19 protein-coding genes are annotated in these 17746 nt (G+C 48.3%); 4 read left to right on the top strand and 15 right to left on the bottom strand.

The window, feature by feature from the left end:
• Positions 1-83 precede the first annotated feature (83 nt).
• From KDM87_RS06190 to mltG, 12 genes are all read right to left on the bottom strand, one after another.
• Positions 84-791: an ABC transporter ATP-binding protein gene (locus tag KDM87_RS06190; RefSeq protein WP_212678259.1), complete on the bottom strand. Its 708-nt coding sequence runs from the start codon at positions 789-791 to the stop codon at positions 84-86.
• Entirely contained in the window at positions 788-1555 is a 768-nt protein-coding gene (locus KDM87_RS06195) for an ABC transporter ATP-binding protein (protein ID WP_212678260.1), read from the bottom strand. The genes KDM87_RS06190 and KDM87_RS06195 overlap by 4 nt, the downstream gene beginning before the upstream one ends.
• Positions 1552-2835 (bottom strand): branched-chain amino acid ABC transporter permease, encoded by a 1284-nt coding sequence (locus KDM87_RS06200; protein WP_212678261.1) that lies wholly within the window; start codon positions 2833-2835, stop codon positions 1552-1554. Before KDM87_RS06200 ends, KDM87_RS06195 begins: the two co-directional genes overlap by 4 nt.
• Before the next feature lie 5 nt (positions 2836-2840).
• Positions 2841-3788, bottom strand: a complete 948-nt coding sequence (locus KDM87_RS06205) for a branched-chain amino acid ABC transporter permease (RefSeq protein ID WP_212678262.1) — start codon at positions 3786-3788, stop codon at positions 2841-2843.
• Between the two features lie 100 nt (positions 3789-3888).
• Positions 3889-5124 carry a branched-chain amino acid ABC transporter substrate-binding protein gene (locus KDM87_RS06210; protein ID WP_212678263.1) on the bottom strand — a complete coding sequence of 412 codons (1236 nt, stop codon included), beginning with the start codon at positions 5122-5124 and terminating at the stop codon, positions 3889-3891.
• Positions 5125-5241: 117 nt separating this feature from the next.
• A complete protein-coding gene (locus tag KDM87_RS06215; protein ID WP_212678264.1) occupies positions 5242-6894 on the bottom strand; it encodes a 3-(methylthio)propionyl-CoA ligase in 1653 nt (550 codons plus the stop codon).
• A 341-nt stretch (positions 6895-7235) separates the two neighbouring features.
• A complete protein-coding gene (locus KDM87_RS06220) occupies positions 7236-8165 on the bottom strand; it encodes a 23S rRNA (adenine(2030)-N(6))-methyltransferase RlmJ (protein WP_212678265.1) in 930 nt (309 codons plus the stop codon).
• An 87-nt stretch (positions 8166-8252) separates the two neighbouring features.
• A complete protein-coding gene (locus KDM87_RS06225; protein ID WP_212678266.1) occupies positions 8253-8756 on the bottom strand; it encodes a GNAT family N-acetyltransferase in 504 nt (167 codons plus the stop codon).
• Between the two features lie 6 nt (positions 8757-8762).
• The gene (locus KDM87_RS06230; protein WP_212678267.1) at positions 8763-9140 is read right to left on the bottom strand and encodes a PilZ domain-containing protein; all 378 of its coding nucleotides are present in this window, start codon (positions 9138-9140) and stop codon (positions 8763-8765) included.
• 19 nt (positions 9141-9159) lie between these two features.
• Positions 9160-10194: a DNA polymerase III subunit delta' gene (holB, locus tag KDM87_RS06235; protein ID WP_212678268.1), complete on the bottom strand. Its 1035-nt coding sequence runs from the start codon at positions 10192-10194 to the stop codon at positions 9160-9162.
• Between the two features lies 1 nt (position 10195).
• The gene (gene tmk, locus KDM87_RS06240) at positions 10196-10873 is read right to left on the bottom strand and encodes a dTMP kinase (protein WP_212678269.1); all 678 of its coding nucleotides are present in this window, start codon (positions 10871-10873) and stop codon (positions 10196-10198) included.
• Positions 10874-10901: 28 nt separating this feature from the next.
• Positions 10902-11888 carry an endolytic transglycosylase MltG gene (mltG, locus tag KDM87_RS06245; RefSeq protein ID WP_212678270.1) on the bottom strand — a complete coding sequence of 329 codons (987 nt, stop codon included), beginning with the start codon at positions 11886-11888 and terminating at the stop codon, positions 10902-10904.
• A 264-nt stretch (positions 11889-12152) separates the two neighbouring features.
• On the opposite strand from mltG, the gene ygfZ reads away from it, so the two are divergent.
• The 4 genes from ygfZ to KDM87_RS06265 all read left to right on the top strand — a co-directional run bounded on the left by ygfZ (position 12153) and on the right by KDM87_RS06265 (position 14897).
• Complete coding sequence (gene ygfZ, locus KDM87_RS06250) at positions 12153-13211, top strand: CAF17-like 4Fe-4S cluster assembly/insertion protein YgfZ (RefSeq protein WP_212678271.1); 1059 nt, start codon at positions 12153-12155, stop codon at positions 13209-13211.
• Positions 13212-13219: 8 nt separating this feature from the next.
• Positions 13220-13636 (top strand): SMI1/KNR4 family protein, encoded by a 417-nt coding sequence (locus tag KDM87_RS06255; protein WP_212678272.1) that lies wholly within the window; start codon positions 13220-13222, stop codon positions 13634-13636.
• Positions 13637-13875: 239 nt separating this feature from the next.
• A complete protein-coding gene (locus KDM87_RS06260; RefSeq protein WP_212678273.1) occupies positions 13876-14163 on the top strand; it encodes a DUF4936 family protein in 288 nt (95 codons plus the stop codon).
• The gene (locus tag KDM87_RS06265; protein ID WP_212678274.1) at positions 14154-14897 is read left to right on the top strand and encodes an NRDE family protein; all 744 of its coding nucleotides are present in this window, start codon (positions 14154-14156) and stop codon (positions 14895-14897) included. Before KDM87_RS06260 ends, KDM87_RS06265 begins: the two co-directional genes overlap by 10 nt.
• Positions 14898-14978: 81 nt before the next feature.
• On the opposite strand, the gene KDM87_RS06270 is transcribed toward KDM87_RS06265, so the two are convergent.
• The 3 genes from KDM87_RS06270 to KDM87_RS06280 form a co-directional block, all read right to left on the bottom strand.
• Complete coding sequence (locus KDM87_RS06270; protein WP_212678275.1) at positions 14979-15731, bottom strand: SHOCT domain-containing protein; 753 nt, start codon at positions 15729-15731, stop codon at positions 14979-14981.
• A gap of 76 nt (positions 15732-15807) precedes the next feature.
• Positions 15808-16374, bottom strand: coding sequence for a hypothetical protein (locus KDM87_RS06275; RefSeq protein WP_212678276.1), 567 nt, complete (start codon positions 16372-16374; stop codon positions 15808-15810).
• A 111-nt stretch (positions 16375-16485) separates the two neighbouring features.
• The gene (locus KDM87_RS06280) at positions 16486-17727 is read right to left on the bottom strand and encodes an MFS transporter (protein WP_212678277.1); all 1242 of its coding nucleotides are present in this window, start codon (positions 17725-17727) and stop codon (positions 16486-16488) included.
• Between the last annotated feature and the right edge of the window lie 19 nt (positions 17728-17746).

The raw sequence follows: 17746 nt of genomic DNA on the forward strand, positions 1-17746 counted from the left end.
ACACACAAACTTGACTATAACTTAAAAATAGTACGGTCGTGTTATTTTTTGTAATTTTCTTTTACCACGCTTCAACAGACCGTTTACACCTCCAGCCATTCTTGCCTGATTTTGTCGTTGGCGAGCAAATCTTCGGGCGTTCCTTCAAACACGATACTGCCATGCCCCATGACATAGACCCGCTGCGAAATCTGCAGCGCAATCGCTAATTTCTGCTCGACCAGCAACACTGAAACTCCCCGGTTTTTCAGCTCTTTCAGATATTCAGCAACCAACTCGACGATCTTCGGTGCCAGACCTTCGGTTGGTTCATCAATCATGATCAGGTCGGGGTCGCCCATCAGCGTCCGGCACAAGGTCAGCATTTGTTGTTCACCGCCAGACATCACGCCTGCCAGGGTATTCCGCCTTTCGCGTAAGCGTGGGAACATCTGGTACATGTCTTCCATTTCCCAGCGTGGCTTCGTTTTGGTATTCGATTTTTCGCCTAGCAACAGATTCTGTTCTACCGTCAGCGTCGGAAAAATATCGCGATTTTCCGGCACGTAGCCCAGGCCTTTGTGCGCGATCTGAAAGGCTTTCAAGCCTATCATCTGCTCGCCTTTGAATAAGACAGATCCAGTTGCATGCACTTGCCCCATCGTTGCCTTGACCGTCGTTGAACGCCCTACGCCGTTGCGGCCGAGCAGGCTGACAATCTCGCTATTATTGACATGCAGATCAACGCCATGCAGCACATGACTTTTGCCATAAAACGCGTTTAAATCTTTAATTTCAAGCAGCGCACTCATGCGTGTTCCTCCGTCGGCGCGTGACCACCAAGATAAGCATCTTTGACTTTCTGGTTGTTGCGTATATTTTGTGGCGTATCACAGGCAATTACTTCGCCGTAAACCACGACGGCAATTTTATCGGCCAGACCAAAAACAACGCTCATATCATGCTCGACCATCAATAAAGTTTTACCCTCCGTGACCTTGCGGATGAGCTCAACTGCAGCGTCAGACTCAGACCGGCTCATCCCTGCAGTTGGTTCATCCAGCAAAATCACGTCTGCGCCGCCAGCAATCGTAATGCCGATCTCCAGTGCCCGTTGTTCTGCGTAAGTGAGCAAACCCGCAGTGACATCGCGTCGCCGTTTCAAGCCGATTTGCTCCAGCACATCCTCAGCACGTTCCTGCGCATCTTTCAGACCGTTCAGTCTTTGCCAGAACGAATATTTATAGCCCAAGGACCACAACACAGCACAGCGTAAATTCTCAAAGACCGTCAGCCGATGAAAAATATTCGTAATCTGAAAACTGCGTGACAAACCACTGCGATTAATTTCGTAGGGCTTCAGATTCCGTATGCTGTTGCCATTCAGGAGAATATCGCCTGAACTGATACCGAATCGTCCTGAAATCAGATTAAACAAGGTTGATTTTCCGGCCCCGTTCGGGCCGATAATCGCAAAACGTTCCCCTTTTGGCACCTGCAGATTTGCACCACGAATAATTTCAGCACTGCCAAAACTTTTCCGCACGTCTTTTAATTCCAGCGAAAAACCACTCATACCTGCGCCCTCCGCATAGCTTCTTCTATTTCTGTATTCACCTCACCCCATACTTTTTGGAAAGGCGCTTTAAACAGGACAAACCCGACAATACCTGCTGCCAACGTCAGCAAGGCAATTGCCCACGAACCGTTGCCGGCAGAATTGAATGCCATACCAAAAATGGAAATCACCGGATTTTGTGTTGATTCGAGTGAGAGTTGATACAGCATCTCTATAGCCAGCACCAGACCTGCGATACCGATCAAAGCCGAGACCAGCAGTTTCCACAAGACGGGCCAGACGCGGCCGAATTTGGAAAATTTCATCAGACGCAGATTCATCATCAGGATGCTGGCAATACCACCCGGCGCGTACATCACGATCAGGATGAAAAATACCCCCAGATACAATTGCCAGGCTTTTGTGAAATCCGACAGCATCACCGTTAAAAACACACCAAGAATGGCACCGATCAGAGGCCCAAAGAAAAAACCTATGCCGCCGATAAACGTGAACAGCAATACCGCACCGGAACGAATGGCACTGACGTTTTCAGCCGTCACGATTTCAAAATTGATCGCTGACAAACCACCAGAAATACCGGCAAAAAACGCTGACAGAATCAGAGTCAGATAACGTACCCATTGCGTGTCGTAACCGACGAACTCAGCACGCTCAGGGTTATCACGAACCGCATTAATCATGCGCCCCAGCGGTGTCTGCGTAAAAGCAAACATCGCGACTGCACTGACGAACAACCAGAATGCGATCAGATAATAGACCTGGATTTGTGGTCCATAAGTGATGCCCATGAAGGCCTGACCAATGACTCTGTTGGTTGAGATTCCGCCCTCACCTCCGAAAAATTTCGGAAACATCAGAGAACATGCAAAGACCAGTTCCACCATCCCCAGCGTGATCATGGAAAAAGTGGTGCCGGATTTTTTAGTCGTCACGTAGCCAAATAAAATTCCGAACCCCATTCCTGCAATCCCACCTACCAGTGGAATCATAGAAACGGGTATTGGCAGACTGCCTTCTGCGATCATATTCATCGCATGAACCGCAAAAAAAGCCCCCAACCCAGAATACACTGCATGACCAAAAGACAGCATTCCGCCCTGCCCCAACAGCATATTGAAAGACAAACCGAAGATCATCAGCGTACCCATCTGCGACAGCAGAGATAAGGCAGCACCTTCATGAAAAATCAGCGGAGCAACGATCAGAATCAATGCAAAACTGCTCCAGGTCAGCCAGCGACCTAAATTCAAGGGTTTGTATTTTAAAGTTGTCATTATTTTTATCCCTCACGTGTGCCAAGCAAACCGCGCGGTCTGAAGATCAGAATCAACACCAGTAACAAATATGGCATCACCGGGGCAATCTGCGCAATCGTCAGACTTAGCAAAGAATACAAAGGAGAACTTGCGCTGATCAGCACACCAAACTTAGCCAGTAAGGTGGACAGCGAATAATCAAGTGCAACAGCGAATGTTTGCAACACGCCAATCAGCAAAGATGCGACAAACGCACCCGCCAGCGAACCCATTCCACCGACAACGACTACGACGAAAATGATGCTGCCGAGCGTCGCTGCCATGCCGGGCTCGGTCACGAACGCATTACCGCCCACAACGCCGGCCAGACCCGCGAGCGCACAACCACCGCCGAACACCAGCATGAAGACTCGGGGTACGTTATGACCAAGCGCTTCCACTGCATCCGGATGTGTCAATGCCGCCTGAATCACAAGTCCAATCCGGGTTCTGGTGAGTAGCAGATAAATAAATAGCAGCATGAGTAAGGCGACCAGCATCATGAAGCCGCGATAAATCGGGAAAGTGGTGGTGTAGAGCGTAAACAACGGGCCATCCAGTGATGCCGGAATCGCATACGGAACAACGGATCGGCCCCAAATCAGCTGCACGACTTCCACGATCACATACGACAATCCGAACGTAAACAGCAATTCGGGAATGTGCCCGTATTTATGGACAGAACGTAAGCCATAACGCTCCACCAATGCGCCGAGCACACCGACCAGCAAAGGCGCGATAAAAAAAGCCGTCCAGAATCCAAATTTAGAGCTCAGCATGTAGGCAAAATAGGCGCCCAGCATATAAAAACTGGCATGCGCAAAATTGAGCACACCCATCATGCTGAAAATCAGTGTCAGGCCAGATGACAGCATGAACAACAGCAGTCCATAACTGATCCCATTCAACAAAGTAATAAGGGTAAATTCCACAGCAACATCCCTTTCAGCGACATCTTATGAACGATCGTACTATTTTGTGACAAAAAAAGAGAGTCAATTGTGGCATGACTCTCTTTTCAGATTAAAAAAATTAACCTGGTCGCTTCATTTGGCAAGACGAAGGCTGGGAGGCTACAAACGCATCAATTTTCTGATTTGTTTTCCAGCCCAGCCCTGTATTTTCCTGATCGTACTTTACATCTTTACCATTGGTTTTTACCCAAGTCGCGATGTACAGAGGTTGCTGTAACTGATGATCAAGCTTACGCATTACAACTTCGCCATTGAGACTTTTAAAGGTCGCGCCTTCAAGAGCCGCAGCAATTTTCGCCGGCTCAGCACTCTTCACCTGTTTTACGGCTTGCGACATCGCCTGAATGATGGAATACGTCGCCAGAGAGTAATAGTCGTCTTTATATTTAGCTTTGAATCCCTCGACGATATCTTTACCGGCGTAGGTCTCATTATTCGTATTCCAGTAAGCGACATATTTAACGTGGTCAATACCGGATGCGCCCATTGCTGTCGGCACACCTGTGGTCGAACCATAGTAGGTATAGAAGTTCGCTTTCAGATCGGCATCTTTGGCAGCCTTGACTAACAACGCGAGATCCGCGCCCCAGTTTCCTGTGATGACGGTATCTGCGCCTGAAGCTTTGATTTTGGCAATGTAAGGAGAAAAATCCTTGACCTGTCCGATAGGATGAAGATCGTCACCCACGATTTGTACATCCGGACGCTTACGTGCCAGATATTCTTTGGCCGCCCGTGTGACCTGATGACCGAAAGAATAATTCTGACCGATGATATAGACCTTCTTCACCGTCTTATCGGCAGCCATATAAGTCGTCAACGCTTCCATTTTCATGTCGGAATTGGCATCGAAACGGAAATGCCAGTAGCTGCATTTACTGTTGGTCATGTCAGGATCGACGGCGGCATGATTCAGGTAAATGATTTCCTTACCCGGGTTGCGCTCATTGTATTTATTGACCGCATCCAGCAATGCCAGACCAACGCCAGAACCATTCCCTTGCGTGATATAACGAAAACCTTTATCAATCGCTGTTTTCAGCACATTCAGTGACTCTTGTGGGCTGCCTTTATTGTCAAAGCCAACGACTTCAAACGTATTATTGCCAGCCCATTTTTCAGCATTTGCCTTATCGGCGATGTATTGAAAGGAATTCAGAATATTCTGGCCAACCGGTGCAAACGGGCCAGATAAAGGGTCGATGTAGGCTATTTTGATATTCTCTGCCATCGACACTGGTGAAGTTAAAGCGAATGCAACTGCGACGAAAGATGCGCGTAATGGGAATTTCATTTGTCTCTCTCCGTTTTTTAGGAATGGAAATTTTTTACCCTGCTGACTTGTCTTGCGCTGGCTGCCTCATTGGAATGTTTTATGTAAGAGGCAGCCAAAGTAATGCAATCTGATCTTTTATGCTGTCGGTAGTTTGTGCTCCTTAAATTGTTCTCTCAGTTTGTTTTTCAAAATTTTACCGGTTGCACCCAATGGCAATGCATCGATAAATGCGACGTCATCCGGCAGCCACCATTTCGCGACCTTACCTTCAAAGAATTGTAAGAGCTCTTCTTTCGTTACTTCGGCTCCTGCCTTTTTTACTACCAGCAGTAAAGGACGTTCATCCCATTTAGGATGAAAAATTCCGATACATGCTGCCTGCATCACCGCTGGATGAGAAACTGCCACGTTTTCCAGATCGATCGTGCCTATCCATTCACCACCGGATTTGATCACGTCTTTGCTGCGGTCGGTAATCTGCATAAAACCGTCGGCGTCGATCGTCGCCACGTCGCCAGTCGGGAACCAGCCGTCCTCCAGCGCTTCGCCGCCTTCATTTTTAAAGTACGAATTAATGATCCACGGACCTTTGACCAGCAGGTTGCCATAAGTCTTACCGTCCCAAGGCAACTCTTTGCCATCGTCGCCGACGATTTTCATATCCACGCCGTATAACACATGCCCCTGTTTGGTCAACACAGCTTCTTTTTCTGGCTCACTCAGAGCCATATGTTTAGTCAGCAAGGAACAAGCCGTTCCCAGTGGGGACATCTCTGTCATACCCCAGGCATGCACAACTTCGACGTGATAGGTGTGCCGGAACGTGTGCATCATCGCCGGAGGACAGGCTGAGCCACCAATAACGGTGCGTCTGAAGGTAGAGAACGTCAGTTTATTTTGCTCCACGTAGTTCAGCAAACCTAACCATACCGTCGGAACACCAGCGGAAAAAGTCACTTTTTCCTGCTCAAATAACTCGTATAAGGATTTGCCATCCAGATGGGGGCCAGGGAAAACCAGTTTCGCACCGGTTAATGGTGCGGAATATGGCAAGCCCCATGCATTCACATGGAACATAGGAACCACAGGAACGATAGAATCTCTTGCAGACACATTCAGTCCATCCGGCATCGCCGATGCATACGAATGCAAAATCGTAGAACGATGTGAATACAAAGCGCCTTTAGGATGCCCTGTTGTACCCGACGTGTAACACAGGCTGGAAGCCGAATTTTCGTCAAATAATGGCCAGACAAAATCATCTGTATTCGCATCAATCAATTCTTCATAGCACAACAGATTCGGAACCCCGCTGTCTTCAGGCATGTGTTCACGCCCGCACATCATGATGAAACCTTTTACCGTCGGACAATGCGGCGCAATCGCTTTAACTATCGGTAAAAACGTGATGTCGAACATCAGATACTGATCTTCAGCATGATTCACGATGTAAGTGATTTGCTCAGGATGCAGACGAGGATTGATGGTATGCAGCACTGCACCCGAGCCGGATACCGCGTAATACGCTTCGAGATGGCGATAACCATTCCATGCCAGCGTCGCGATTCTGTCGCCGATGTTGACACCAAAATTCGATAAAGCATTCGCCAGCTTTTTCGAGCGGCGATGGCACTCGGTGTAGTTGTAGCGATGAATATCACCTTCAACGCGGCGAGAGACGATCTCGCTTTGTCCAAAATACCGATCCGCATGCTCAATAAGACTTGAGATAAGCATAGGCTTTTGCATCATTTGGCCCATGACCGGACTCTTAGGGTACGCTGACATTTGTTCTCCTCTGATGAACTACTAAGTTGTTTACTTCGTTTTTAACTGCATTTTCTAAATTTTATTCTTAGCTGATTTTTGTACGACCGTACTAATCCGTCAATCACTATTTTTTTTGCATAGCAACATATGCTCTTAGAGAATTTCCTCTATTTATTACAAACTGTTTTCTGGCAAGGCATTCCCGCATATTGCGCTGCGCAAAAATGGAAAAAATTAGCTGCTTCTTATAACGAAAAAAAGGGTGGCAGACACGCAATGTCTGCCACCCTTTTTATTAAACAAGCAAGAATAATGACTGCTGTGCAAATAACTACCGTCAGGTTTTCCTTACGCCTGCATCAACCACGTTGCGGTCGTTGCGCTTTTGCGCTCATCCCCGTCAACGGAGCGCCACTTTCCAGTTCAAAACGGGCTTCTTTATCACGTCCTAATGCGGCAACCAGATACGGCATCGTTTCTTTCAGAGTTGCCATCAAGGTCCAGGGCGGATTCAGAATAAACATACCGCTGCTATGCAAACCAAATCCGTCAGGCGACGGCCCACTGATAGACAACGTCACATTCAACCAATCTTTGGCCGCCAGCCGCTTCAATTTTTCCGGCAGTTGCCGCGACTCCTGACGCTGTAATGCTGGATACCATACCGCATAAGTTCCTGTCGGGAAGCGTTTCAGGGCATCTTCCAGCGCTACTTTAACGCGGCGATAATCGTCTTTCACCTCATACGGTGGATCAATCAGCACCAATCCACGGCGCGAAGGTGGCGGCAACAAGGCTTTCATACTTTCAAAACCATCACCATCAGAAATGATAACCCGCTTACCACGTACCGTTGGGCGTCGTCCCTGTTCGGCAGCATGCGCATCGAGCTTACGGAAGTTTTCACTGAGGATCTTGATTTCACTCGGATGTAACTCGAATAAGCGCAATCGGTCTTGCTCACGCATGACCTTATCCGCACAATACGGCGACCCTGGGTAATAACGCATTTTGCCGCTGGGATTCAGATCTTTGATGAGCGCCATGTATTCAGCCAGTGCTGGCGGCAGATCCTTTTTATCCCACAAAGGCGCAATACCGGTCTCATATTCAGCATTTTTCATGGCATAACCACTGTCCAGTGCATACAAGCCTGCGCCGGAATGGGTATCGATATATGTATATGCTGCGTCTTTCTGATTCATGTATTGCAGCAACTGAATTAAGACCAGGTGCTTAAGTACGTCGGCATGATTGCCAGCATGAAAGCCGTGACGATAACTGAGCATGAATTGAATTCCTATAAAAAATGAAAGGCAACCTGCCTGCGCAGATTGCCATAATAACCAAGCCATTGAGCAGGGATAACGGGGATGTCAGGCTACGCGCTTGCCGACAATAATCAGATCGCGCTCTATCCCATCCAGAGTGGCAACACGTGGCATATGAGCCCAGGTTCCAAATCCGAAATTTTCAAACAATTTCAGACTAGGCGTATTGTGACCAAAAATAAATCCTAATAGCGTATGGACATTGATTGCCGGTGCGTGCCCGATCGCCAGACGCAGAAAGTGTTTTCCCAGACCTTTACCCCGCGCATTTTCATGCAGGTAAATCGATAATTCCGCGGTTCCTGCATATGCGGGACGACCGTAAAAATTAGAAAACGACAACCAGCCGGTAATTTGACCATCCTGCTCGCTGACCCACAAAGGCCGGCGCTCCGGCGTGTGATCGTAAAACCATTGATGTCGCGATTCTACTGTCACAGGTTCTGTATCGGCCGTCACCTGGCGGGAGGCAATCGTCGAATTATAAATAGCGACAATCGCTGGTAAATCGTCAAAATTGGCGACTCTGTATGAAAAATGATCCGGCATGATACTCTAAATTGTGTGTGTAGGCCGACTGGAACGTATAGCAGCACCCAGCGCATCTTCGATACGCAAGCGTATTCTTGTTCCGCTTTCGTCGCTCGGAAAGTGAACACCGATGCCCTGAGATTTATTATTGCCGGCACCGGCCGGTGTCACCCACGCCACCTTACCTGCAATCGGGTATTTTGCAGGGTCATCGAGCAAAGTCAGGATCAGGTAAATTTCATCACCGAGACGGTACGCCTTATTGGTAGGAACAAAAATACCGCCGTTCTTCAGAAACGGCATGTAAGCAGCAAATAACGCGGCCTTTTCCTTAATCGCCAGAGACAATACGGATGGGCGATTCGGTGCGTTATGCATCGGTTCTAATGCTAAATCTGACATAGAAATACTTTCGCTGCGGTTATGCAAAGAGTGCAGAATACTCAAGCAACATATCTTCTAAAAATAATTTCGGCGATAAAGGGTGCGTCGCGATTGCCTGACGTTCATTGCTACTCTTGATTAACGTCAGTAATGCTTCATTGGAGACTACGGAAGCCAACGCCCTTACCTCTTTTTCATAGCGTGGATAATACCGGATTCTCCCGCTTTGTTTGTAAGAAAATATATCGTAAAGCCAACGCTGCATCCATGCAACCGTCACCGACATCTCCATTTTTTGCATTTTATCGGCTAACTTCAGGCTGGTATCGACACTGGGACGCGCTAATTGTCGTAAAAAATCATCCAGTTCTGACCGCGTATCCGACTCTGCCAACGCCAGTGCCGCGAGCGGCGCACCGCCTTGCTGTGCCAACCAGACATCGGCATCACTGACGCCGCGCTGCTTGAGCCATGCCAGCGCAACCGATCGTTCTGGCATCCCCATCGGTAATTTATGGCAACGCGATAATATCGTCGGCAACAGTTTATCAATGCTGTTAGAAACCAGAATAAATACCGTATCCGCGCCGGGTTCTTCCAGCGATTTTAATAAGGCATTCGCCGCTGGAATATTCAGCGCCTCGGCCGGATAAAGCACAATCACGCGCCGCCCTTGTCTGTGCGTGGACAAATTCATGAAATCTGCCAGCGCACGGATCTGATTGATCACAATCTCTTTCGATGGCGCTTTACTCGCTTTGCCCGACTTCGCGGCTGGCTCGCTTTCCGCATCAGCAGAAGATGCTTCCTCTTCGTCGAGCAATTCAGGACGGACGCGCCGGTAATCAGGATGGCTGTATTGACTGAACCAGCCGCAGGAACCGCAAGCACCGCAGGCATGTCCGGCTGCATCCGGCTGCTCACACAACAAAGACTTTGCCATGTGCTCAGCAAATACTGTCTTTCCTATGCCTTCAGGTCCGTGCAACAAAAAAGCATGCGGCATGCGACCTTGCAATGATTGCAGATAGTCCCACGCAGATGCTTGCCAGCTGAAAAGCGGATTGGTCATATCAGGCGTTACTCGTCTTTACTTCATTGATCTGTTGCGACTCTGATGCAGACAATAACAGCGCATCAATGATGCCGTCGAGCTCGTCACGAATCGCAGCGATACTTTGCGTGGAATCAATAATGCGGAAACGCTGCGAGAATTCTGCCGCGCGGCGCAGATATTCATTACGGGTGTCGGCAAAAAAATCTGCTTTTTCCTGTTCAAACTTATCCAGCTCGCGGGTCGCATCCAAACGTGCCCGCGCTACTGCCAGCGGCACATCAAACAACAAGGTCAGATCAGGTTGCAAATCTGGATGCACCCATTGCTCAAGAGCGTTCAGCTTATCGAGCGACAAATGGCGGCCGCCACCCTGATACGCAAAACTCGCATCGGTGAAACGGTCAGAAATAACCCAGTCACCGCGCTCCAGCGCTGGTTGAATGACTTGTGCGATGTGTTCGCGCCGTACGGCAAACATCAGCAGCGCTTCTGTTTCAAGATGCATTTTTTGTTGCAGCAATACCTCGCGCAAAGTTTCCCCCAAAGGCGTGCCTCCAGGCTCACGTGAGCTGATGACCTCAACACTTTGCAGCGATAGCGCTTGCCTGAGTCGTTCGGCGACATACGCAATATGCGTCGATTTGCCAGCACCATCGATGCCTTCAAACGTGATAAATTTTCCGGTTGCTTTCATTTTTCTTTTTATTTGTATTGGTTGTTGCTTAGCGTTGATACTTATTCACTGCACGATTATGTTCACTCAAATTTTCTGAAAAGTGACTGGTGCCATCACCGCGCGCCACGAAGTATAAAGCATCGCTGCGCGCCGGATTCAAGGCTGCCGTAATTGATGCCAAGCCGGGCAAGGCAATCGGCGTCGGCGGTAAACCGGCACGGGTGTAGGTGTTGTATGGCGTATCTGTGAGCAAATCACGCTTATAAATTTTGCCCTGATATTTCTCACCCATGCCGTAAATCACGGTTGGATCTGTCTGTAATAACATGCCGGTTTTCAGGCGATTCACAAATACCGAAGCAATCTGTGCACGCTCCGACGGCTGACCGGTTTCTTTTTCGATGATAGATGCCATGATCAGCGCTTCATATTTCGATTGATAAGGTAGATTCGCGGCACGCGCTTCCCAAGCATCATTCAAACGTTTCAGCTGACTTGCATACGCCTGCTGATAGAGCTGTATATCACTGCTGCCTTTGGCGAACAAATAAGTATCCGGAAAAAACATGCCCTCGCCCGCATTAAATTCAGCACCGATTTTTTTCATCAGCTCGGCATCCGTCAGCCCTTTGGTATCGTGCTTCAATGCCGTACTCGCATCAATAACCTTGCGCATTTGCGCAAAAGTCCAGCCTTCAATAATCGCAACCGAACCTTGTGAAAAATCGCCGTTGACAATTTTATCCAGCAATTCAACCGGGTTTTTGCCTGGCAACAATTCGTAAGAACCAGCCTTTAGCTTATTCGCTTTACCTGTCGCACGTGCCAGCATTTCAAATGCAAACGGCGGCAGTGGAATGCCCGCGTCCTGTATCTGTTTGGTCGCGCTGCGAACGCCGCTACCGGGTTTGATCGTAAATTCGACGGATGCTGATGCCAGCGCTATCGGTTGCTCGGTCCAGTATATGAAGCCTGCAATTGCAGCAGCGCCGGACAATAGACACAACAGAAATAGAGTTTTGATCAGTCTCATACAAGCGCGTGGGTTGATAGCGGAACGACGGCGAAAAAAAGATGGCGGAAATCATATGCCAATTAAATCTGAGGCGCGTAGTGTAACGCAAGTCACCACGCTATTCTCTGATCTTGCCGTTGTCGGACAGCAAAAAATGCGCCTGCTGCACCAAGATTTGCTGAGGCTACTATAATTCATCAAAAATACCGTCAGCAGACTATTAGCGCAGACAACGCAAATGCCGCCGGTTTTCATACAGTTCAGCAGAAAGCAAATCTCATCATGTGGCAAGAATTTACAGAGCAACAGCATCTACAGATCAACGATGGCAAACTCAGCGGACAAACATCAGTCTGGAACAACGCAGCGTTCAATGAAGGTTTCGTGACCGTACTGCCGGACACCGGGCTGATACAAGTTGCGGGTGACGATGCCGCCAGTTTCTTGCACAACCAGCTTAGCAATGACGTAGAACATTTGTCCGCCAGCGAAGTTCGCCGCGCCGCGTATTGCACAGCAAAGGGGCGGATGCTGGCCAGCTTTGTCTATTGGAAGACCGATGCAGCGATCGTTTTGCAGTTATCCAAATCCATACAGGCACCGGTGCAAAAACGACTAGGCATGTTTGTTTTGCGCGCCAAGGTAAAACTCAGCGATGTCTGCGATCAATACGTCAGTTTTGCACTCGGCGGCATACAGGCGGCACAGGTGCTGAGCAACTGGTTTGCAGATTTACCGGCGACCAACGCGCATGTCAGCAATGAATACGGTACGCTGATCCGTTGCGCCGATGTGCTGAATGTCGCCCGCTATCAATGGTTCTGTCCTGCTGAAAACGCTGGCGCGGTCTGGGCTTCGCTCAGCTCACAATTACAGGCGACAAATACCGCCGACTGGAATCTGAGTGAAATTCAGGCCGGTATCGCGCATATCAATCAGCTTACGCAGGAAAAATTTGTGCCGCAAATGATTAACTTTGAACTGGTGGGCGGCGTGAATTTCAAAAAAGGCTGCTACCCGGGTCAAGAGATCGTTGCCCGCAGCCAGTATCTGGGCAAACTCAAACGCCGCATGACGCTGGCGCAGATTCCGGCGGCCGGGCTGACCGACGGCATGGATGTCTTTAATGTCAACGATGGCGACGACACCAATGCTGGCGAGAACAAACAGCCGTGCGGCGTGATCGTCAATGCCGAACAAATCAATGACAGCAGCACTCTGGCCTTAATCGAAATGACGCTGGCAGATCAGGAAAGCGGCATGATCCGTTGCGGCAGCATTGATGGACCGCTGGCACAACTCTTGCCATTACCCTACGAGATTACCGATATTACGCGTTAAACATTATTATGTTTTCAGCTAACAGTGCATGGTTTAGAAATCCAGGTGCATCGAATGATGCATTGCAATCGCTTCGAGAAGTGGTTGGGGTTAATCTTCCAAAAGAATATTTTGAATTGCTTGCATATAGTAATGGTGGCGAAGGGTCTCTTCCAATGTCACCGTTTAATTTTTGTCTGGATTCTGCCGAAGTTGCCACAAATAATAAAGTTAAGAATATCTATGAAGAGTTCTTTCCAGGTTTTTTTGTATTCGGAGGAAGTGGTGGCGGCGATTACATTGCCTTCGACATTCGAACACCTGAACCTTGGCCAATTGTTGCGATTGACATGACCAATATTGATCTTGATGAAAGTGTGAATTTTATTGCAAAAGATTTCTCTACGTTTTTAGAGCAGGTTGGTTTGGAGCAGACGGATGTTTAACATGAAACTCAACTGGAAATCGCCAGTGGCAATATCACTTTTATTTAAATCTGCGGCGGTGCCCCTTTCGCATCTGCGTTAAGTCTGCCCATGATTCGCACAAAATAAGCGCAAAACAAGCTCAGAAAAGTGATTTCAGGGCAAAAATATACTCCCCGGAGTATTTTTTACAGCCCTTATTCTATGCGGACATTAACGGTAAATTGCCAGATACTCCCCCTTTTTCCTTAAAAAACACGATGGATTGTTATATTTATTTTAAAGCCGGAACCGCGCTGGAGGAAAAAGTGATCGCGGCAGAAAAATCCCTGCATCAGCAGGTACTGGCGCAATTGGGAGTCAGGGGAAAACTGCAACGACGCCCTGAATCTGCGAATGATCTGCACACCTGGATGGAGGTGTATGCGAATGTGCCCGACGATTTCGCCGAGCAATTGGAAAAACTGCTGCAGCAAACGGGTTTAGCCGAATTGCAGTACAGTGAACGTCGAGCTGAATATTTTTTGGATGTAGATGTATGTGCCTGATCGTTTTTGCATGGAAGTTACTCCCCGCCACGCCGCTGCTGGTCGCAGCCAATCGCGATGAATACTATGACCGCCCGGCGGCGCCCGCAGGCTGGTGGCAAGACCATCCGCAGATTTATGCAGGGCGCGATCTGCAATCCGGCGGCACCTGGCTGGGAATACAAAGCCCACAAGCCGATGCGCCAGCCAGAAAATTTGCCGCCATCACCAACGTTCGCGCGCCTTCTGAAAAACGTGACGATGCACCTTCGCGTGGCGGTCTGGTTTCTGACTATCTGCAAAATGACATGTCTGCGCAGGACTACGTCGCCCAATTACGCGGCAAAGTTGATCACTACAATGGCTTTAATCTGCTCGTCGGCGACACGCAGGATCTGATCTGGTTTTCGAATCGCCACACCGATGATCCGCGTAACGGCCTGCCGCTGGCACCGGGCATTTACGGCATCTCCAACGCGGCCTTAGACACCTGCTGGCACAAAGTCATCAAGACCAAAGCAGAGTTCTGCAGCTTGCTCTGCCAGCTTGCACCTGAAGACGCGTTCTTTGAAATGCTGGCCAATACGAATCCGGCTCCCGATTGCCGCCTGCCGGATACCGGCGTCTCGTTTGAAATGGAACGCCTGCTCTCCGCGCCCTGCATCGTTTCACCGAACTACGGCACTCGCGTTTCTACGCTAGTAAAAATGCATCAGGATTACCCGGCAGAGTTTCACGAAAAAATTCTGCGTTGAGGTCTGCGTTAGCATCGGCTTCAGGTGAGGCTAGTAAAAACTAACGTAGCATATCCATATTTACTCGCCTTTAGATAAGTCTCAAGCAGTCAACTTATCAGCGCCAAGTAGCTTAGTTTTTTGCTGTTGAAACTCATCTAAGGTCAATAATCCAGATTGATGAAGATCGGCGAGTTTCTTGATTTCATCTGCAACGGAAGTGCTAGGCAACGCTGATTGTACTTCACGTTCTTTATTATCAAAGCCCTTTTCCTCTGCATCAGCTCGTTTAACGAGTACCTCTAATATTCCATGCCAACGACGAGCCATCTGCATCGCTTGGGTATAGATGATTCCGTCCTTTTTGTCTGCAAAGTTCATAAAGGCTACGTCATGCAATGGCGCATTCGTATCGTTCACGATTAGCCTCAAGTCAATGCGATTTATTTTCCCTGAAGTTTCAGTCTTACCAGATAGTCCACCGACAAGTGCACCAACACCTCCCAATAAAAGACCACCAACAAGAGCACCACCGATCTGTGATGACCTGACAGTCTTAGTTACAGAAGTTCCGCCCTCAAATAATTCAACAGATAAAATGCCCTTGTAGTCGATGACTCGCTGTAAAACGGATGTACCATTGTTAGTTATAAGACATAATTTTCTTTGATCTTCATCGATGGCCAATCCAGACTTTCCATCGCATCCAATAATCTGCTGTGTTGAATTAAAATCATCGATCGATTTCAGTTTTAATTCCATTTCCTGCTTTCTTTTACTTATGCTTTTCCCTGGCAATATGAAAATGACTAATCCAACAGCGATAAAGAGGAATGCCCAAATCCAAAGCCCCATAAATTTCTCCTTGTTTGTCTAGCGTTTAAATTATGAGAAGCTGCTTTGCAGATTGTTTCTCAATTAATTTCTCTATTTAGCCCAGATTTGGGGCAATTGTTTTTACCTGATTAATAAGCCGATCTCTTTCTTCTGAATGCGTCGTTATTTGATCGTTGACCTCTTTAAGAACTTTATTAATTGTCATATTCACTCCAGATCTGGTTACAACTGTGTATTCAGTACCATGAATCTGCCCCTGTTGAATTAGTTGGTTGATGTACGACCGTTCTGCGGAAATTTGGGAATTTATGGCTTCCAACTGGATGTTCAGATATTGGAGCTTTGTGCTTATCAGAACAGTTTTTGCCTGTTCTTCCTGTACATTTTTAGACTCTTCCAATGATTTTCGAGTCTCCGCAAGTTCCGTCTTTTGAAGAAGGACTGAGGTAGCAAGCCAATAAAAAGCAGAAAAGGCAATTAAGGGATTGACGATTCCTCCGACAAAATCACCTAATTGCCCCCACGCCTCAGTGTCCTTTGACATTGCACGATTATTTACAAACCAAAACCAGATGATATAAAAAGTAGGTGCGACGACAGACGCAAGTGATACAAAATAGATCGAACGGCGAACGTTTTTCTCAAGGTTATCAATATTCATGGTTAGTTTAACTCTTTATACTTTGCAAAAAGTTAATTTAACATGGAAGTTTGAGATTGAAAGCTCAAAGCCTGTTAAATAATGCTTTGGAGCGTACAGCACCTGCAAAGATCAAACCTTACGCAACGGCGCACGCCACAATACCAAAGCGGCGAGGCATTTGAGCACGCAGGGCAACACTGCGTAGGCAAATGACAAAGCTTGCAAACCGCTTCCAGTGCTGATGCCCGGCGTGTAGCCCAGATAATCGAGCAAAGGCAGCGACAAACCCGCAGCAAGTGCGAGGTTCATTTTATTCGCCCAGTTCCACGCGCCGAAATAACTTCCTTCATAGCGTTCGCTATGTCCGGCCTGACGTATCACACCCGACAGCAACGCCGCAGGAAGAGCGAGGTCGGCACCAAGACATAGCCCGGATAAAACACAAATCACCGCAAAGGCAGTCAGATCGCCCGCTTGCAGGCTGTAGGCCCAGATAAAACTCAGCACCGATAACAGCATCGCCAGCAACCATGCGCGGGTTTCATGGATGCGATGCGCAATTCGGACCCACAATGGCAGCGACATAGCGGCAGCTACAAAATACAGCAGTAATAACACGCCGGAATACGACGCCAGTTGCAGCCGGTCTTTGGCGAAAAATAAAAACAAGGTCGCCGGGATTGCCGCGGCAATTCCGTTCAGCACGAAGACCCAGAATAATGAGCGGAAATAGGGATTCGAAAACAGATGGCGCCAACGTAAGCTAGTTTGCTGTTCCAGATGGCGATTGAGCATGTCAGGAGTAAAACGCAGCAGCAAAAAGGCGCTGATCAGTAAGCTACAGATCAGCGCCGCAGACAACCACGAAATATCTGCGAATTGCGATAACAATGCGGCAGTAACAACACCGGCGACGCCGCATAATTCACGTGTCGCAGTCAGGCGCAGACGTTCACCGGGCAACTGGGTCAGCGCTGCGCCCCAACTTTGAAATGCGATACTGGCCAGACTAAATCCGGCATACACCATCAGCAAGGCGCAGAAAAACCAGAGCAATGGCGTCACCATCGTCGCTTGCGGCGGATGAAACAGCGCGTAAAAACCGGGCATCAGCAAAGGCAGCGAATACAGAATAAAGCGACCATATCCCTGATTCGCCGGACGTTTATCTATCCATGCGCCGAGCAAGGGATCGAGAAATGCATCGAGTACGCGCGAGACCAGCAACGCAGAGCCAATCAGACTCAGCGACAGACCGAAACGCTCGGCATAAAACTGCGGCACGTAGACGTAAATCGGTAAGGCGAGCAAGGCCAGTGGAAAACCAAACAAACCATATGCCAGCAATCTGGGGAGCGAAAAAGCTTTCACCTGCACATCTCTTTCTGAT

Origin of the sequence: Cognatundibacterium rivi (assembly GCF_018139565.1) — a bacterium.
Classification (GTDB): domain Bacteria; phylum Pseudomonadota; class Gammaproteobacteria; order Burkholderiales; family Burkholderiaceae_D; genus Undibacterium; species Undibacterium rivi.

Excerpts from the sequence above, each read along its gene's own strand:
- KDM87_RS06190 (WP_212678259.1), bottom strand. The coding sequence starts at position 791 with ATGAGTGCGCTGCTTGAAATTAAAGATTTAAACGCGTTTTATGGCAAA.
- KDM87_RS06195 (WP_212678260.1), bottom strand. The coding sequence starts at position 1,555 with ATGAGTGGTTTTTCGCTGGAATTAAAAGACGTGCGGAAAAGTTTTGGC.
- KDM87_RS06200 (WP_212678261.1), bottom strand. The coding sequence starts at position 2,835 with ATGACAACTTTAAAATACAAACCCTTGAATTTAGGTCGCTGGCTGACC.
- KDM87_RS06210 (WP_212678263.1), bottom strand. The coding sequence starts at position 5,124 with ATGAAATTCCCATTACGCGCATCTTTCGTCGCAGTTGCATTCGCTTTA.
- KDM87_RS06215 (WP_212678264.1), bottom strand. The coding sequence starts at position 6,894 with ATGTCAGCGTACCCTAAGAGTCCGGTCATGGGCCAAATGATGCAAAAG.
- KDM87_RS06220 (WP_212678265.1), bottom strand. The coding sequence starts at position 8,165 with ATGCTCAGTTATCGTCACGGCTTTCATGCTGGCAATCATGCCGACGTA.
- KDM87_RS06225 (WP_212678266.1), bottom strand. The coding sequence starts at position 8,756 with ATGCCGGATCATTTTTCATACAGAGTCGCCAATTTTGACGATTTACCA.
- KDM87_RS06230 (WP_212678267.1), bottom strand. The coding sequence starts at position 9,140 with ATGTCAGATTTAGCATTAGAACCGATGCATAACGCACCGAATCGCCCA.
- holB (WP_212678268.1), bottom strand. The coding sequence starts at position 10,194 with ATGACCAATCCGCTTTTCAGCTGGCAAGCATCTGCGTGGGACTATCTG.
- tmk (WP_212678269.1), bottom strand. The coding sequence starts at position 10,873 with ATGAAAGCAACCGGAAAATTTATCACGTTTGAAGGCATCGATGGTGCT.
- mltG (WP_212678270.1), bottom strand. The coding sequence starts at position 11,888 with ATGAGACTGATCAAAACTCTATTTCTGTTGTGTCTATTGTCCGGCGCT.
- ygfZ (WP_212678271.1), top strand. The coding sequence starts at position 12,153 with ATGTGGCAAGAATTTACAGAGCAACAGCATCTACAGATCAACGATGGC.
- KDM87_RS06255 (WP_212678272.1), top strand. The coding sequence starts at position 13,220 with ATGTTTTCAGCTAACAGTGCATGGTTTAGAAATCCAGGTGCATCGAAT.
- KDM87_RS06260 (WP_212678273.1), top strand. The coding sequence starts at position 13,876 with ATGGATTGTTATATTTATTTTAAAGCCGGAACCGCGCTGGAGGAAAAA.
- KDM87_RS06265 (WP_212678274.1), top strand. The coding sequence starts at position 14,154 with ATGTGCCTGATCGTTTTTGCATGGAAGTTACTCCCCGCCACGCCGCTG.
- KDM87_RS06270 (WP_212678275.1), bottom strand. The coding sequence starts at position 15,731 with ATGGGGCTTTGGATTTGGGCATTCCTCTTTATCGCTGTTGGATTAGTC.
- KDM87_RS06275 (WP_212678276.1), bottom strand. The coding sequence starts at position 16,374 with ATGAATATTGATAACCTTGAGAAAAACGTTCGCCGTTCGATCTATTTT.